The 17,330-nt window shown below is 39.2% G+C and carries 11 protein-coding genes and 2 pseudogenes; 3 read left to right on the top strand and 10 right to left on the bottom strand.

Features of this window, described 5'->3' with window-relative positions; genetic code table 11:
• Nucleotides 1-460 precede the first annotated feature (460 nt).
• The 7 genes and pseudogenes from ACI6MV_RS01110 to ACI6MV_RS01080 form a co-directional block, all read right to left on the bottom strand.
• The gene (locus tag ACI6MV_RS01110) at nt 461-4,264 is read right to left on the bottom strand and encodes an FIMAH domain-containing protein (protein ID WP_407267939.1); all 3,804 of its coding nucleotides are present in this window, start codon (nt 4,262-4,264) and stop codon (nt 461-463) included.
• 50 nt (nt 4,265-4,314) lie between these two features.
• Complete coding sequence (locus ACI6MV_RS01105) at nt 4,315-6,858, bottom strand: twin-arginine translocation signal domain-containing protein (protein WP_407267938.1); 2,544 nt, start codon at nt 6,856-6,858, stop codon at nt 4,315-4,317.
• 101 nt (nt 6,859-6,959) lie between these two features.
• Complete coding sequence (locus ACI6MV_RS01100) at nt 6,960-7,196, bottom strand: twin-arginine translocase TatA/TatE family subunit (protein ID WP_407267937.1); 237 nt, start codon at nt 7,194-7,196, stop codon at nt 6,960-6,962.
• Nucleotides 7,197-7,361: 165 nt separating this feature from the next.
• A complete protein-coding gene (tatC, locus tag ACI6MV_RS01095; RefSeq protein ID WP_407267936.1) occupies nt 7,362-8,174 on the bottom strand; it encodes a twin-arginine translocase subunit TatC in 813 nt (270 codons plus the stop codon).
• 471 nt (nt 8,175-8,645) lie between these two features.
• Nucleotides 8,646-9,509 (bottom strand): AraC family transcriptional regulator, encoded by an 864-nt coding sequence (locus tag ACI6MV_RS01090; protein ID WP_407267935.1) that lies wholly within the window; start codon nt 9,507-9,509, stop codon nt 8,646-8,648.
• A gap of 265 nt (nt 9,510-9,774) precedes the next feature.
• Nucleotides 9,775-10,116, bottom strand: a pseudogene (locus tag ACI6MV_RS01085) (LysR substrate-binding domain-containing protein); the annotation flags it as partial.
• Nucleotides 10,117-10,529: 413 nt separating this feature from the next.
• On the bottom strand, nt 10,530-10,634 hold the full coding sequence (locus ACI6MV_RS01080; protein WP_407267934.1) for a helix-turn-helix domain-containing protein: 105 nt from the start codon (nt 10,632-10,634) through the stop codon (nt 10,530-10,532).
• 204 nt (nt 10,635-10,838) lie between these two features.
• Between ACI6MV_RS01080 and ACI6MV_RS01075 the strand changes: the two genes are divergently transcribed.
• Both ACI6MV_RS01075 and ACI6MV_RS01070 read left to right on the top strand, forming a co-directional pair.
• On the top strand, nt 10,839-10,964 hold the full coding sequence (locus ACI6MV_RS01075; RefSeq protein WP_407267933.1) for a hypothetical protein: 126 nt from the start codon (nt 10,839-10,841) through the stop codon (nt 10,962-10,964).
• Nucleotides 10,925-11,722 (top strand): annotated as a pseudogene (locus tag ACI6MV_RS01070) (formylglycine-generating enzyme family protein); the annotation flags it as partial. The gene ACI6MV_RS01075 and the pseudogene ACI6MV_RS01070, both read left to right, overlap by 40 nt.
• Before the next feature lie 207 nt (nt 11,723-11,929).
• Here the strand turns inward: ACI6MV_RS01070 and ACI6MV_RS01065 are convergent.
• Nucleotides 11,930-13,441 carry a sulfatase family protein gene (locus tag ACI6MV_RS01065; RefSeq protein WP_407267932.1) on the bottom strand — a complete coding sequence of 504 codons (1,512 nt, stop codon included), beginning with the start codon at nt 13,439-13,441 and terminating at the stop codon, nt 11,930-11,932.
• A 144-nt stretch (nt 13,442-13,585) separates the two neighbouring features.
• On the opposite strand from ACI6MV_RS01065, the gene ACI6MV_RS01060 reads away from it, so the two are divergent.
• Nucleotides 13,586-14,455, top strand: coding sequence for a helix-turn-helix transcriptional regulator (locus tag ACI6MV_RS01060; RefSeq protein WP_407267931.1), 870 nt, complete (start codon nt 13,586-13,588; stop codon nt 14,453-14,455).
• Nucleotides 14,456-14,561: 106 nt separating this feature from the next.
• On the opposite strand, the gene ACI6MV_RS01055 is transcribed toward ACI6MV_RS01060, so the two are convergent.
• Both ACI6MV_RS01055 and ACI6MV_RS01050 read right to left on the bottom strand, forming a co-directional pair.
• Nucleotides 14,562-15,110, bottom strand: a complete 549-nt coding sequence (locus ACI6MV_RS01055) for a beta-L-arabinofuranosidase domain-containing protein (RefSeq protein ID WP_407267930.1) — start codon at nt 15,108-15,110, stop codon at nt 14,562-14,564.
• A gap of 263 nt (nt 15,111-15,373) precedes the next feature.
• Entirely contained in the window at nt 15,374-17,311 is a 1,938-nt protein-coding gene (locus ACI6MV_RS01050; RefSeq protein WP_407267929.1) for an alpha/beta hydrolase family protein, read from the bottom strand.
• Nucleotides 17,312-17,330 lie beyond the last annotated feature (19 nt).

The raw sequence follows: 17,330 nt of genomic DNA, 5'->3' as shown, positions 1-17,330 counted from the left end.
TTTCATTTAATTCTCATTGTTCTATTTTGCAATTCCATAACACGAATATTATTTTTTCACTTGGTCTATTAATTTTTTATGTTCCTTTTTACCTTCAATATTGTAGGAAAATGAGAAGTATGGTTACAATCAGCACGCTTATAAGGGTAAAATTATTGTTGTTGTTTGCTATTTTTAGCAAATATGGTCTCTGTTGGCCGCTAAATCATCAAAACTGTTAATTCAATCGAAATAAGGTCTCCTGTGTCTAGTGAAAAATTATCTAAGTTGCATTCCTTTGTGCTCACCCCCGGCATTAAGTGCAACTACAGCTTGACGCTCTGTCAGTACTTAGAGGATTGACTAGAAGAGGGAGGTAGGGCCGAATCTAGATAGCGAAGCGCAAGGTATATGCTGTCTTAACTTTAGGAAAAAACTCCCTTGGGACCCAGTTCTCGATCACAGGGGAGTTGAAAGCCCATCAGTCTGATTGCAAGCTATCTTTTAAATAATTTGCATCCGACATAAGCATTTGGTATGCAGCTTCGGAAATTGCTTGTTTCTGCTTCTCTTTCTCCAGCTTTTTCTTAAACAACTCTAAGTGTTTCACCGCCTTATCCACTGACTCTTTTTCTCCAAAGTGTTGTACTAAGCGCAATTGATTATCTAACGGTTTCGCTTTGTTTGGTCGATCGATCGCACCTGATTCAACAAATCCCTGTAAAAGTGAACGCATTGCTTCAGCATTCGTTGTCACATAGATCGCATAGGTATGCTCGTTTACATTACCAGCATGATCCTCTGCTGTGACAATGAGTTCATGCTTGCCGGTTTTACCTGCTAGTTTGATAGTGTCCTCCGCTTTATAGGCTTCACCATCAAACATGGCAGTAACGGCAGCTACTCCACTTTCTTCATCGGTTACTTCCCATTCGAAGGAAATTTCATCGGTATCAAGCACTGTAGCATCCGTCTCAAGCACTTGCCCATTAAGCATGGTAGTGATTTCTGGAGCTTTTTTATCCGCTTCTTTGATAACGAACTCAATTGATTTCCACGCTTTGTGTCCCGCATTGCTAATTGCCTCTACGACAATGGTGTGTGATCCTACACCTGTAATAGGTGTACCAGCAGTCCATGCTTCATTATCCACCCTAACAAGCATCTCCTTGATGCCGCTGTTAAACCGTGTTGTTTTATTAACTGCCATAACGTTGTATGGGCCATCTGCTTCTGTAGCAGCGCTAATGGTGTACTGGTTAGTAAGGTCCATCCATAAAGAATCAGCTTGTGCGATATCTGAAAGCTTATAGATCCAAGTTGCATCTTTATTTACATAACGTCTTCCCCTATCATTTATTCTGCTTCCATTATCCTTATATATGACATTCCCTTCTGCGGAAGATCCTGTAGCAAACTCGAGCACCGTCTCGTCATCTTTAGAAACTTTTATATTTCCAACTTGAGCACCGAAACCATCTTCCTTTACACTATCCTCAAATTTCACATAAATGCTGTCACTTTCTGTTGTAAACTCACTAATATCTATACTCCCCACTTCTGCAGAGACAACAGGAGTAACACTCTCTGTGTAGGATTTACCATCTTCCACACCATCAATGGATATCGTCGGACTTATTACAGGTTCATTTACCAAATGCAGATCCGCAAATAATGATGGCGTATCACCTTGACCGACCCACATCGACTGTCCCCAACTATTTTCATCTGCATCAAATGTCATTAGAGAGAACTTCATATTGTCACCATTTACCAGGACTGATCCATTACGTAAATCACTCCAAGGAATCGCTACTTCCACAGTATAATAGCCGTCTGTCGACTTACCGGCTATTTGTGCATTTTCTGGCAGATTTGTTGGAGCATTATTCATCGTTCCCCAACCTGCCATAAGCGGACCGCTTCCATCTCTACCTATCGGCGTAGCAAATAGTTTGTAATTAATTGCTTTCGATTCATCATATAAATACAAACCTACTGCATCATTCTTATATATTTTATCGCTACCAAATGGAATCTGCCGATCGCTATCTTCTACTCTGGCGAAATAATATAGATTATTTTCATCCCACATGACTCGAGAATCCGATTCAAAGCTCACATCATCCCACACATTGCCAAACTGGGAAGTAACCTTATCAAAGCCATTATAAGTTATACTTTCCGCTTGCTCCCACACTGCGTCTAAATCGCCATCAACTGTGATCGCTTCAGTCGTTTTCTGTGCATCATAAATCGGGACTTCTGCTTGATTGCCCGTGTCAACCAACCCAGCATCTACTGCCTTTTGATAGGAAATCATAAATTCATCTGGTGCTGTAACGATGAACGTATTGGAATCCAAATTGTTCACAACATCCCAGATCATATTAATATCCATATGTCCTTTAGGAACATGAATGGGAACAAACGTCACACTTTCCCCTGACTGTTGATTCGCGATATCATTTAATGCATCTGTCATTCCACTAACAGTACGTTGTTCAAACTTAGATATGATTGGCAACGCTGTTGGCATCCAAGCCATTCCATTCACAACCTGCTGTCTGGAAAGGGCGTTTATTTGACCCCAATAGTCATTTACCACTCCATTTAAGCTATCACCTAAGATGTCACCATAAATTTGCGCGATATCCTCGTGGGCACCTTCTTGAAAAGGTAGAAACGTTAAGGACGTCAAATCCAATCTTTCTAAATACGGTTTGGTATCTTCCAGTAATTGTGCAATGTCCTGCTCTTTCATTACATCAGGAAATGTATAACCGAGCCCTGAAGCTGAGGCAACAAAGGTATCATTTTCTGTTGCATTTTGATAAAAGTACTCCAACATACCCGGCGCCATGTCTTCCATTAAAGGTTGAATTTCCCAACCAAAAGGAATCTCTCCGCGTCCATCCATGTTCCATTGTGCACCTTGAAAATCACTAACGAAATTCAGGGAGTCACCATCTGACAATACAAAGGTAACATAGATTTTGTTCGGTTCTACCTCCACCTCTTCTGCTGTTACTTTTTGCGGTTGCTTAAATGGTTCCTTTGGCGTAATAAACTGGTGTAAGGAGAAGTTCGGTGTTCTTGATGCAGCTAGTGTGCGTTTTCCATGCTCAGAAGCCTGTTTTAAGTCTTCTTTCTCACTTGAACGAGCAGGGTGCCAGCCTAGAACGACCCCATCCTTATCTAACTCCTCTATTAACTTTCCTCTTAGTGCATATTCCTCGGTGTGATTGACATTACTCGATAGCTCAAAGAAAAAACCACGGTGCGCAACAACATAATCTCGTACCTCATTGGTGTACCCAACAGCACCTCCTGTTAAGGTTTCTCTGACCAATTGTTCATAATTTCCATCTATTTCATTGGCAATACTAACCTTATACTGATTCATAATATCAAGAGAAAGAAGGTCAGCACCTTGTACACCATCAATCTTGTAGGTCCAATACGCCTCTTGATTAGCAAAACGTTTGCCTCTGTCATTAATTTGTGTATCAACTTCCTCCACGAGATGAGTTAATTCTTCCTCTGTATTGGTAGCAATTTTAGCTACTAACTCATTACCTTTTGTAACCATCAATGAACCTAATTGTGCACCTAATCCATCGTTTGTCGTACTATCCTCAAAACGAAGGTAAATCGTATCATGATCTTTCGTGTGCTCGGTAATGTCTATTGCTGGTGAAAACGGTACATTCAGGGAAGCAACCGTATCATGCGCAGCATTTGGCCATTGATTTTCTATTGCCCAATCATAAATTTCCGCCTTTGACATTCCTTGAAAGTCCCCACGCAGATCATGCTTTACCTGCAATGCTGGCAGATTTTTAGATTGCAAGAGATGCTCCGTAACTGGTAATAGATCTTCAGTAGAAGCATAGTTCGTAGCGATATTTACCGTGTCCGGCACTTCAAGGTCCATAATCGTATATCCTTTGATCGGCCATGATTTTTTTTCAAATAATTCATAAGGATCATCCAAGTACGTCGTATTCAACCCATAATAATCTTCATACCACTCCAACCACATCTCTTCACTCTCTTTAAATATAAGATAGATCCGCTTATCCTCTCTGTTGGCAATTCCTTGTAAACTAGTAAACATTGTTTTTTCCCAATACGTTAATGCACGCATGTCAACGACGTAAATTTCTGCTTCTGTAGAACTACCTTCCTGTGCGTTCAACGTATAAGTCGGCGTTACTACTCCTGTTACTAGAATGATTACCATAAACTTTAGGAAAGCATTCTTTAAGCTAGTCTTATTCAAGCGACTCACCCTTTCTTACCATTTCTATATCGCTTATCATTAATAGACTCTTAAACCATGGAAACTTCAATTCGATCGATAGTAAGAGTAGCGTTACCCTCATACGCTACTCTATATTGCATTTGCGCTGGCGGAATCGGACTATCAATAATTGGAAGCGAAAACGGAACATCAAAGTACTCATATTCCCCTGATTTAGCGAAATCTGTAGCCTTAATATCACGTGACGGTCCGACTGGAGCATTACCCGGAATATTGGATACCGCATCGATTCTGGCAACCCGCAAATCCTTTGTATTGTCATCTACCTTCATACGGAAGCGAGCAACATAATTCCCATTTTTGTCTTGGTCTTTCGTTGGTCCCCAAATCACATGATTACTACTAACATCACCGTTATGCTGTCCTTCTATTGCCTGCCAAGCGAATCCATTCAAAGCATCTGGATCATTGATACGCTTTCCTTGCCTATGCTTTAAATCCTCCGCTTCATAGACCTGATCGTCCACTGCGATTGTGTCGAAAGTAATCGGCTTGGATACGACTGGACTTTCCCCATTTATGGAGTATTCGAGTGTCCCATTCCCTTTACCTACAGATTCCGGTATATCCACTGTAAAGGATACCTGTGCAATGTCCTGCACAGGCAGGGTAACTTCTTTGTTTATAATTAAGTCACTCTCTAATTTATTTGAAGTAATTTTCATCTGGAGATCAACACTAACCGATTGATCATGGAAGCTTTGAAGTGTAGTCGTTACGACATTCTCCCTACCAATTACTAAGTTACTCTCCCGTGGCGTGAAACTTTCTGGTGATTCCACAACAATCGTACCTGGACGTGCTTGCGCATAGAGCGCATAAAATTCATCTGGTGCAACTACTTTAAAGTCAGGGCCAATTTTCTCCACTACTTCAACCATATCTGCTATCGTTAACCGGTGAGCAGGTATGTGCAATGGGACGAATATCGGTCGCTCTGGCCGACGTTCTGCTAACTTCCTTAAATCCTGCACCCAATTCTCTACTGACTCATCACCTTCAGGATTCGATGTTGGCAACCAGACAGTAGCATCACTTGGACGAATAGGAATACGACCATTTCCATTTTTTTGCTTACCACCATATATGCGCACTTTCGTCGCACCTCGCCTGACGTAACCTTCCATCACTCCGGTAAGGTGATCGCCAAGAACATCCGCATAGATTTGTGCCGTCTCATCTGTTACTGGTCCAGTAGGGCTCATTAATGACAGCATTCTCTCCCCTGTCTTCTTTAAGTACGGCTTCGTGTCTTCGAGTATGCTACGCAAGACATCCTTAGGCATTTCTTCTGGATAAAAATAACCTATTCCCGATACTCCATCTACGAAGAAATCATTTTCTGTTGCGGTTGCTTGAAAATAATCTAGTAATCCAGGTGCGATATCTGCTAATAAAGGCTGGATTTCCCAACCGAATGGTATTTTACCTCTCTCCGGTAGCTGCCACTGCCCACCTTGTCCTCTTCTTGCAAGAAAGTTAAGTGAGTCTCCATCAGAGAGCACAAAAGTTAAATATATCTTATCCTCCAGCGGACCTGCCACCTTTGGTCTACTAGCCTTTCGTTTGAAACGTTGGACAGCACCAGGAACTTTAACCCGGTTATGAAAAGAAAAATTAGCAGCATATGTGGATGCGCCAAGCGCTAGTAATCCGTGTTTGGATACTTGACTAATGTGCGCGGTTTCTCCAGCTCCTTGATGCCAGCCAAAAACATAGCCTCTATGATCCATCGCACTATAAATACGATCCTTAAGCGCGTAATCCTCGCCATTACTCGCAAGTTCAAAAAAGAAACCTCGATCAGCTATAGTAAAATCTCTACTTCGATTGGATGTATAAAAACTATTTGTCGGTATTTTATCGGCTGGGGCTGGTTCAGGCGTTCCTAAATTGGCAACACGAGCATGATTTGCTTTTGGCCATTGATTTTCAAATGCCCATTCATAAACTTCGAGCTTGGACATTTGACGGAACTTGCCACGTAAGTCTCTGATTACATCTAAGTCAGGCATCTCCCCCTTATGATCCTTAAGAATTTCCTCCGTAACAGGAAGCAGATCTTCAATACTGGCATAATTTGCAGCAATATTTGCAGTAATAGGGGCTTCGGTGTCTACCAATACATAGCCTTTAAACGGATGCGTAACCTCACCTTTTTTGTTAGATTTTGAATCTGCGAGCTGATCAAACAATAAGTATGGGGATACAAGCTCTGCAAAGTTTAAATGATTATACTGTTTATACCACTCATAGAAATACCGTTTCTCTGGCACAGGGTGTCGATCATACCAGCTTTCCTTACTTTTAGTAGGATAATAACAAAATACTCGTGCATACTCTCGATTGGCGAACCCTTGTAAACAACTAAACATCAACATTTCCCAATAGTTTGTATCACCCATATTAGGGACGAAAATTTGATTGTGCTTGCCGTTTCCTTTAGAATCCTTTGCTTCCACAAGCCACGGAAAACTACTACCAATTGCACTTGCACCTGCCAAAGCACCACTGTATTTTAGAAAATCACGTCTCGAAACCTGTTTTGACATTACCTATACCTCCTAGCAATAAATTAGTTGCTCAAAAAGTTATTAACATCCACAAACGTATGAAATCGTTTACATTTAATCAAAATAAAACAGACTCTATCTTAATCTTCATTCACAGCTTTTAGTGCTTTTTTCTTTGACTCATCATTGTCTTCCACCAAGTTGGCGTTGTTATCTTTTGACTCTTCATCCGAAAAAACATCCTTTGTTCCATTTTTAAACTCTCGTAACGTAATCCCGATTGATCTACCTAGCTCCGGAAGTTTTTTCGGACCAAAAATAACCAACGCTACCACACAAATAATAATTAACATACCAGGACCAATGTTTGAAATCATCCATTTACCTCCTTTTTTTAAGTATCCTCATTGATGAATGGTTGAAAGCTAGCTTCACTGTCTCTTCGTTTCTTAAGCATCACCTCCCTAAATGAGTAAATCACGGGTACTGAACGAGGTAATCTTGAATGTTATTGACTATTTGCTAGTAAGTAAGAAAGTACACTAACTGTCGAATTTCGCTGTCCAGAGCTTATCCTCTTTTACTTGTTTTCGGTAGATAATCTTGGACAAAATCGTACTTATTTCAAACAAAATAACAATTGGTATGGAAACAACTATTGCTGAAATCACATCTGGTGGGGTAACAATTGATCCAATGATCAGAATGAGTATATATGCATATTTACGAATACCCTTCATTTTATTAGGATTTAATATTCGAAGTTGTGTTAAGAAAATTACTACTAGCGGAAGCTCGAAAACGAAAGATATAGGTAATACAATATTAAACATAAAGGTAAAATATTGTGTAATCCCAAACGTCTGCTCCAAGCTCATATGATTCGTAATAAGTAAGGAAAAGTGTATCGCTAAAGGAAATACGACAAAGTAAGCAAAGGATAACCCAACTAAAAATAATAGAAGTGCAGCAGGAATACACCACAAAGTAGCTTTCTGCTCATTCTCTCTTAAACCGGGCTTAAAATATGCCCAAATCTGATACAAAATAAACGGGAAAGAAATGATCAACGCTGTCATAAAGGCAAATTGCATGTACACACGAACCGGATCCCAAGGTGAAAAAACATTCCACTGCATTCCGTTTGCTGATGGCAATTGTCTAAAGAAGTCAATGACAGGCTGAGCTATTACAAAACCAATGATCATCGAAATCATAATTACAAGTAAAATCCAGATAATACGTTTACGAAGCTCTCCTAAATGTTCATCTAAGGTCATCTTTTCTTCTGCTTGCATAATCTCTTTCACCCCTTCTTGCATATATTTGAACAGTGACACAATTTCCAAATTCATCTAGAATCTTTTCTTTCAAATCGAGTAGAGCTTTCTATAACTCCATTACATGTGGTTCGAATTCAGGTCGTTCTTAAACACTCACTAATTCAAGCGGACCAAATACTAAATCAAACAATTCCCATCCCGGCAATTCTTTCGATGCTAGGTGCTTAGTTAATGTTACTCCCATAACTGATAATGGCATGTACGGATGATCTTCCGATTTTCATATAAGATATACAAAAGATTCATCCTCGTCTAATTGCATTTCTTCTCACACATCAAACATCACACCTATTTGTTTGTGTATTACCTTTATAGTTTATAGCTCCTCGATGAAATCGTTTTCAATTATCACAAAAAAAATTGTGACTTAATAGGAGTATCCTCCATATAGATTTTCAATTATTTGTTGAATGTTTACTGATATATAAATCATAATAGATATGCTCCATTCTTCGCTAACATCCCTTTAACCAAAATTCATAATTATTTATTTGTGATTGTTATGTTCTCTTTCTTGGATTGCCGATAAGCTTCTGGAGAGCAGCCTTCTAGTTGCTTAAATATTTTACTAAAATGAGATAAGTGCTTAAAACCGACAGTATAACAGACTTCAGTGACAAACTTATCCGGTTCGAGAACAAATAGAATTTTTGCTTGATTTATTCTTCGTTGATATAAGTAATTAAAAACAGTGACACCAGTTACTGCTTTAAATATTTTTGACAAATAATATTTACTTAAATGAAGTTCCTCCTCCAGCATTTGCATAGATAACTCTTCCATATAATTCTTTTCAATAAATGCCATTATACAACGCACATGATTTTCTTTTTCACTAGAAATTTCTCTTACATCTTTCATCGTTTTTTTGCAAAAGGAGCTTACAGAGACTAAAAGGTTTAAAAATGTGAGATTGTACTGATAATGAGATACATCATCTGCTTTCTGCTGAAAATCAGCCATCCTCTTCAGTAAATCTTCTACTTCCTTTCTTCCCTTTATGTCCAGTGTAATTCGAAAGGACTGTAGCTTTTCAAACGGCTGTAACATTTCTTCCATTCCCAGCGGTCGAAGTACCTTGTGGAAATAGGTCGGGTCAAAGTGAATGACTGAGCGAATATAATCTTCCTCTTTAAATATTTTCGAGCGATGCAACGTCATTCCATTCATAATAATTAGATCTCCTGGATACAAGCTGTATACTTGGTCACCTATTAAATATGTACATTTTCCTCCATGAAAATAAAAAATTTCATACCAAGTATGTGAGTGAAATTTAATCTCCGGCTTATTCTGTCTGCTGTGCCAGAATTCAATTACCTTGTTCTGTGTACCTGTCCACTTCATCTTACTCCCTCCATATCTTAGAAAACATTCGCAACATCTAACAATGCATACAAATCTATTTTTTTCTATGCAGAAAGTTAGTTTCCTCCATATCCTGATAGTAATAGCTATTTGAATGAAATCTTGGCTGCTATTTTTGCTTCCATTAGTAATAGTTATGAGAATATGAATTCCTGTATTACATTCCTTCACATTACTAACAATTCGAGAATCGATACGGAATAGCTTTCATGGTATCCATTATGGGAATCTTAGTTGGTACTTATCACCGCAAAATAAATGCTTCAAAATTTACTTGTCCGGTTTTTTTGAATCGTTGGGATTTCTGCACAATCCACAGATCTCTGATTAAGGTAAAATCCTTAATATTCACTTCGAGTAATGTACCGTATTTCAACTCTTTTACTACTGTTAGTCTTGGTAGGATGCTAATTCCTAAGTCTGCTTCTACAGCACTTTTAATGGACTGCATACTACCAAGTGCAATCGCATTTTCAATCTGATTTAATATTCCAAACTTATCCAATTCCTTTTCCACCCTCAGACGTGCTCCAGAATCTTTCTCTCTCCAGTTCATAATTTCTTCTGTTAGTTCATTAATGGAAACTTCCGGTCGGTCCTTCCAACGATGAAGGTCGGACGTTACTAATACTAGTTCGTAATCGGCAAATTATTGAAAGTTTAAAGCTGTATCCTCGACTAAACTTTCTACCAATGCAATGTCATCTCATTTTCTTCTAATTTAGTTAAAAGAAAAGGTGTATTACCGATCGACAAGCTAAATTGCAAATCAGAATACCGGTTCTTAAGATTCTCTAACAATCCTGGTAGCAAATACTCTCAGATAGTTAGGCTTTCTCCTATCCGCAAGGCAGTTTCACGGGTTCCCAACATCTCTTCAATAGCCTCTACAGACATTTTCTCTTATTCTAATATCTCTTTAGCATATGGATAAAGAATGTCCACAGCTTCTGTGAGCATTAACTTACCCTCAGACCGATCAAACAGTAACGTATCGTATCAATTTTCAAGCTGATGAATACGTCTTGTAACCGTTGCCTGTGAAACAAAGCTTGCGCGTGCTGCACCACTAATACTGCCTTCTTCCACAACGTGACAAAACATTCGTAAACTCTCGAATCTTATGCATTCAACCACCTTTTAATACTTCCAATAATATCTAGTATTCATTCTATAATAGCTCAATTCCTTTGTTAATTCGATTGAAGCATAATCACATTTAGTTATACCCCATAACAAAATGTTAATTTACGCTAGGCGATCCCTCTGGGACAATTAAACGAAAGAATAACGTAGAGGGCAATCTAGTTGAATATTTCAACTGGCCTATTACTTCTAACGATTGGTATAATAGCAGAAGGATATGGAACTATTGTCGGAGCTGGTGAAGGTACGGTTTTGCCGCTGATGGGGAAGGTCCCATTCACAAAGTAAACATCGATTCTGTCTATATCGATAAATATACGGTCACAAACAAGCAGTTCAGCGATTTTATTGAAGCTACTGGGTATGTTACCGAAGCAGAAAAATTTGGATGGTCATTTGTTTTTTATATGTTTTTATCTCCGGACCAAGCTAAAAGAGTCACGCAAGTAGTTCAAGGGTCACCATGGTGGTGCAATATCACAGGTGCCAACTGGAAACATCCTGAAGGACATGATTCAACACTTAGTGGTCGAATGGATCACCCTGTTATCCACATATCATGGAATGACGCACAAGCCTATTGCGCGTGGGCTGGTAAAAGGTTACCTACAGAGGCCGAGTGGGAAATAGCAGCGCGTGGTGGGCTCGAACAGAAAAAATATGCATGGGGAAATAAGCTTCGCCCTAAAGGGAAACATCGCTGTAATATATGGCAAGGCGAGTTTCCAAGGACCAATACAGGAGCTGACGGCTATATCGGAACAGCACCTGTGAACAGCTATGAACCAAATGGATATGGATTGTATAATGTTGCCGGAAATGTATGGGAATGGTGTGCTGATTGGTTTAGTCCAACTTATTACCAGGAAGGGCATGATGACAACTCTGCAGGACCATCTTCTGGCACTGGAATAGTAATGAGAGGTGGCTCCTATCTATGTCACAAATCTTACTGCAATCGATATCGTGTAGCCGCTCGCAGTTCGAACACACCAGACAGTTCAACCGGAAATCTCGGCTTCCGATGTGTCTCGGATGTAGAGTGATATGCCTAAAATGCCGGATGATTATGTTCATCCGGCATTCATAATTAGTCAAACAACTCTACCTATGGTTTTGCCAATGTTTCTCGAAAACTTCCCGATTTGAAGCACTTCTTTGAAGCGAATCAATCGTAGTAGCTTTAGTTATAGTTGGTTTTTGGTCTTCAATTTTATCAATATACTGCAATATATCATGAATCTTTACACACGTCACGCATGACAAATCCGTGGCATATGCAAGGACTCTTTTCCTAATTCAGCCCAAATATATTTTAGTAATAATTCCTGCTTTAACTGACTGTGTAGAGCACTGTCCCACAAGTTATTCAACTCATTCGGGTCCACTTGCAAGTCAAATATCTCGCCGTACGTATGGTTATAGTAAACGGTGATTTTGTACCTTTCGTCGACATATGTCTTTTGATGTATCGTTGTTGGTTCATGGCGAAACTCACATATTGCATGGTCACGCACTTTTTCTTGATTTCCAAGCCACACTTCTTTTTGGTCGATACCGGTCATTTGAACTGGTATTTCTTGTCCAGCAAAAGATAAGAAAGTTGGCGCCAGATCAACCAGTGATTGAAGTGCATTGGATACTTTACCTGCAGGAACATGATTTGGATAACGAACGATGAATGGCAGCTTTATGAGATCTTCATAATGAAAACCACCTTTATACTGTAAACCGTGTTGGCCGTAAAAATGCCCGTGGTCGGTCGTGAAAATTACGATTGTGTTTTCGGTCAATCCAAGTGCATCGAGCTTATCTAGAATTTTCCCTATATATTTATCCATCATACTAATCATGCCATAATACGTACTGACTAATTGCTTACGATCCTTCTCGGTTATATTACGATGTGAATGGTAACCATGTATTTCCTGCCCGGTTTCCTGTAGATGGGTAAAATCAGGGTCATCTTCCTGCGTCATTTGGAAATGTGGTGGATTTTTATCATGTTCCCCAGGTACCATTTCAGGAATGGTAAGCTCATCCGGGTCATACATCGTATCCCACGGTTCGGATACAAGGTATGGTGGGTGTGGGTCAAAGAAACTAGACCATAAAAAGAAAGGCTCATCATTTTCATGGTGATCATCTAACCTGGCGTTTGTCCGCTCAGCAATCCATGTATTGTAATGATATTTTTCTGGTATATCCCATTTATGCAAAACTGATGGATCCATATTACCTGTCGGAGGCAGGAAATAATCGCGCCAATTTACACAACCCTTTTCCTCTAGCCAAATGGCATAATGCTGACCAATATGTGCTTCATTTGTATGGTTTCTAGCCAGCTCTACATGGTCAAACCCATAAAACGGTTCATTAAAGTTTCTCCAATATTCCAGGTCTTGCAAAATAGGGTAAGATTCTAGTGAAGAATACTCCTCGGAACCGCGTAACGGTTGGAAATGGGCTTTACCAATTAGAGATGTTTGATACCCGGCTTCTTTCAAATCCTCATTTACTGTATGTTTATCTTCATCCAATTTCGTGCCGAGTGTCCATGCACCATGTTGGCTTGGATACATGCCAGTCATAATCGAAGACCTTGAAGGTGTACAAGTTGGATTTGGACAATACGCTCTTCCAAACGTTGTACCTCCCTTTACTAACCGGTCTAAATTTGGAGTTGAGATTTCATCGTTAAAAGCACCAATTGTATCCCAGTGTTGCTGGTCACTCGTAATTAATAAAATGTTAGGCTTATTCATTTATTTGCTCCCTCCCACCATCGATACGTTCATCATAGTGGAAAACAGTGCAAACGAAAATAGCAATATGTTACTTGTGTTTGTCATTTTGTTAGGTTAAGTGTAGGATGGAAATGAAATATTGAAATAAGAAAGGTGATATTTATGAAAGCGTATGAGATGGAATATGCCGATCATTATTATTTTTCATCGATGCCTGTAAGAGGAATAGGCGGTCTATGGCCACTTCGAGCTGGTAGAAATATAGCGAAGGAAAACTATCATATTGGACCTAGATTTATTGAGTGTTATAGTTTTCATTTTGTCATGGAGGGCAAGGTAAGATTCAAACATGCAGGTCATCAGGTGGAACTGCAAAAGGGAGACTTGTATTGTCTTTTTCCCCACATCGTTTACGAATATGATTCATTACCTTCCAATGAACCTTTAAGCATGAGGTGGATTGCTTTTACCAACCAACAAGCTAAGCATATTGTTGATTCACTAGGAATGGACGCCCAGCAATCCTATATGAGAATGACAAACTATCATGATTTACATATGACATTAGAACATATTTTTACATTATTAGATGGATTTAATGACAAAAAACTGGAGCATGTCACACAGTTGCAAAGTCGATTATATGAGTTGATTAACCGCTTATTAGTGCAAGCAAATAACACAATCTCTGAATCAGCTTCTGATTGGTTACAGCGAAGCAAAGATTATATGGAAAAACATTTTACAGAAGGGATTACAGTTGAAGATGTTGTAACATACATCGGGGTTCATCGTTCTTACTTTTCTGAACGATTTTCTCGTCGATTTGGAATTCCACCTATGAAATATTTACAACAACTACGACTTGAAAAAGGAAAAGACATGCTAAGAACGACGGATTTTACTGTTACAGAAATAGCCTTATCCCTTGGATATCCAACATTATATGCATTTACAAGGGCATTTCGTAACTGCTTTGATATCCCGCCAACAGAATATAGAGTACGTGCTAAAATGAATAATTTAGTATAAATTAGCTTCTTGACTTTTTTATAATCCAAATTGACGCTTTAGACATATTAACCACTTGCCCACCCAGACCTTCATAATTAACAAGCGAACATTTAAAGTGTTCCTTCTAAATTCTGCAATCTCTAGTCGACATATTGTGACAAGCTCGGGAAGTGGCACCAACCTCTATTTTTAACGAAAATGCTGTTAAAGTAGAGTAAAAATATTGGAAATACCTTTGCATAAATGGAACAATTCGCTTGTCTTCTGAAGCCTCTTTATATTGGATCAGGACTTTTAACATGATTATCTCCTGCCACCAGTCTTTTTCAGAAAACTCATTGTTATTTTGCTTCAGTTTTATCGGTCCAAATGTTCCATCATCTCGTTGACTATTTAAGGTCCATTCAATCCATTTCTGTGCTTTTTGAATTAGGTTCTCATCTTCTTGTATAAAAGCTGGTGGAACTAAACCATCTAAGTAATAGCTATCACCATTTCCTCCTAACCAGCCGTTATCTGGTCCTACATCCTTCCACTGTTCCTCTAAGTGTCCTGTTAGTCCATTTGCTTGAATTTTCATTTGTTCATACAGCCAACCATTTGGTTTGAAACTGCCGGAAGCTAATGTGTGAAAAGATGCATTACGTATTTTTCTTTCCTTTGTTACATGCATTGCATTCAACCTCCTAAAACAGAAATCTTCTAACTTCATTTTAGTGGTGTAATTTTCATATGATAATCAATAATCAAATCAATAATTTGCACAATCCTAACATTGAGGAGGTGTTCAAATATTAGTTCAGGGTTTTAACAAGTTTTACTATAAAACTTTTGACAATACGTTACACTCCTGAAGTGTGAATTTAAAAATACTAAAGAGGCTTATAATTCTTACAACACAAGCCTCTTTGTCAGTATTCTTTAGTTTGTAATCTATCAGTCATGAAAGTTTCTTACCCAATCTTTGATAGATGCTACCTTCCACGTATCACCTGGTCCACCTAATTCACGGTGCATTTTTTCTGTTAAATCAAAAGTCTTGGGACGATCCCCAACAAAAATGATTTTAGTTGGCCATAGCATCCCTGCTAGATGAGCTAAGTCAGTATAACGAAGACAATTAATAATCTCTAAATGTTGACTGGTCTGCGATCCATCTTTAGAAATATTTTGCGTAGCAGGGGGATTTTTCAGAATAACTGCAGCTATGTTTCCATCTAATAACGCAGCGTATAGTGCAGGCACAACCATTTCTCCTTCCGCTGCAAGAACGATTGTTTTCGCATCAACCTCTTGCATGTTCCTAACCGCATCTATTCCTCGAAGAGTGTCCCAAACACGGATCGACGCAATCGTTCTTCCTGTTAATGCAAAAGAACGTCGTAAATACCAGTCTAGTTTCTCCCCCCAAGCGGTTATACCTGTTCCCCTTGTATCAATGTTAGCCTTCACCCAATCCTCACCAAGACCATCTAGAATGTTTTGGGATGCTACTCCCAATTTCTGATTCTTTAACACAATAGCAGTTTTAGATGGAGCTTTACCTGCATGCCCACACAGTTCTCCTGCCAATCTCCAATGTGCATCCGATTGATAAGTGAATTTCACAACCCAGTCTTTATTTTTATTGCAATACTTTTGATGAATATCCACCTGTAATGGCGGAATACGCTCTGCTTTAGGAAATGCTGCAAAGCTCTCTTTTTGCAGGTTTTCAATAAGTTCAGTTTTTCTCTGTTGATGCTCTTGTTTTGATCGTACGTTTAGCGAATTAGTAGGAATAAACCAATCCTGAACAGATGTCGATTCATCATTTGTTGGTAACTTGTGATTATAAACAAGGAGAGCGTCTTTCTCCTCTCTCCACTCATCTACGTCCGTGGCTTCCGTATTCGATTTATTCGTGAGCCAATCCAAAAACCAGCCAAATATAGCTTTCCTTGAATCAGCACTATAGCTATGCGGTCCATAAAATTCAATGTATTTGACGAGATTGCCACATTCGAAACTTCTGTAAAAATCCTGCAGCTTTTGATGTACGAACCGTACGGAATCGACTTGGAAATGCATATCTTGATCTGGTGTAATAATTAGTATTGGTCGCGGCGCGAGCAGAGCACAGGTCTCGATTAATGACCAACCGTATGGATTAGAAGGAAATACACAATCGCAATGTGTATTAATTGTCTCCTCACGAATATGGGAGAAAATTGTTCCTGTTCCACATGAAGCAGCAATCGTTTTAACACGATCATCGGCAGCGGCAGCCCACCAGCTAATGGAACCGCCACCTGATTGTCCGGTCATCCCGATCCGCTCTGCATCTACATCACTTCGTTCCTGCAATAAATCGATTCCTCTAATCGCATTCCACACTTCCACTGCAGCTGGTGTGTACCCTTTACTAATCCAATCATACATACGATGAGAATAGGTACCATGATGAATACCTCGGACCTCTCCATACTGAATCGTATCGATAATCAACGTTACAAATCCTAACTTGGCAAATTTCCTCGGATGATCCTGATAATGTACTTTCTGCTCGGAGGAATGGCCACATAGATAGACAATTGCAGGTGCTGGGGCTTTTAAATCATTCGGGATATATAAATTGGCTGTTACATATAACCCCGGAAGACTTTCATAATAGAGTTTCTCTATCCGATAATTATTCCTGCGTATTTCTCCTGTTATGGTCACATTTAGTGGTGTCCGTTCTTTCTCCAGATACGTATCAATCCCTAACATTTTATGAAATTCTACCTGCCTCTTTTGTCGCCATTCTTCAACTTTTTTTAAAGATAAAAGATTGGGTAAATCCTTATCTGTAATGTGTTCAGCAATTTTAACGAGATATTCTCCAATGTGCATACCAACCCCCCCCAGATGT

The sequence above is a fragment of the Radiobacillus sp. PE A8.2 genome, assembly GCF_045635475.1.
Classification (GTDB): Bacteria; Bacillota; Bacilli; order Bacillales; family Amphibacillaceae; genus JBJGXI01.
This window is presented reverse-complemented; position numbering and strand designations above follow the sequence as displayed.

What these genes read in the sequence shown, in the direction of transcription:
- ACI6MV_RS01105 (WP_407267938.1), bottom strand. Translation starts at nt 6,858, where the DNA reads ATGTCAAAACAGGTTTCGAGACGTGATTTTCTAAAATACAGTGGTGCT.
- ACI6MV_RS01100 (WP_407267937.1), bottom strand. Translation starts at nt 7,196, where the DNA reads ATGATTTCAAACATTGGTCCTGGTATGTTAATTATTATTTGTGTGGTA.
- tatC (WP_407267936.1), bottom strand. Translation starts at nt 8,174, where the DNA reads ATGAATTTGGAAATTGTGTCACTGTTCAAATATATGCAAGAAGGGGTG.
- ACI6MV_RS01090 (WP_407267935.1), bottom strand. Translation starts at nt 9,509, where the DNA reads ATGAAGTGGACAGGTACACAGAACAAGGTAATTGAATTCTGGCACAGC.
- ACI6MV_RS01080 (WP_407267934.1), bottom strand. Translation starts at nt 10,634, where the DNA reads ATGTTTTGTCACGTTGTGGAAGAAGGCAGTATTAGTGGTGCAGCACGC.
- ACI6MV_RS01065 (WP_407267932.1), bottom strand. Translation starts at nt 13,441, where the DNA reads ATGAATAAGCCTAACATTTTATTAATTACGAGTGACCAGCAACACTGG.
- ACI6MV_RS01060 (WP_407267931.1), top strand. Translation starts at nt 13,586, where the DNA reads ATGAAAGCGTATGAGATGGAATATGCCGATCATTATTATTTTTCATCG.
- ACI6MV_RS01055 (WP_407267930.1), bottom strand. Translation starts at nt 15,110, where the DNA reads ATGCATGTAACAAAGGAAAGAAAAATACGTAATGCATCTTTTCACACA.
- ACI6MV_RS01050 (WP_407267929.1), bottom strand. Translation starts at nt 17,311, where the DNA reads ATGCACATTGGAGAATATCTCGTTAAAATTGCTGAACACATTACAGAT.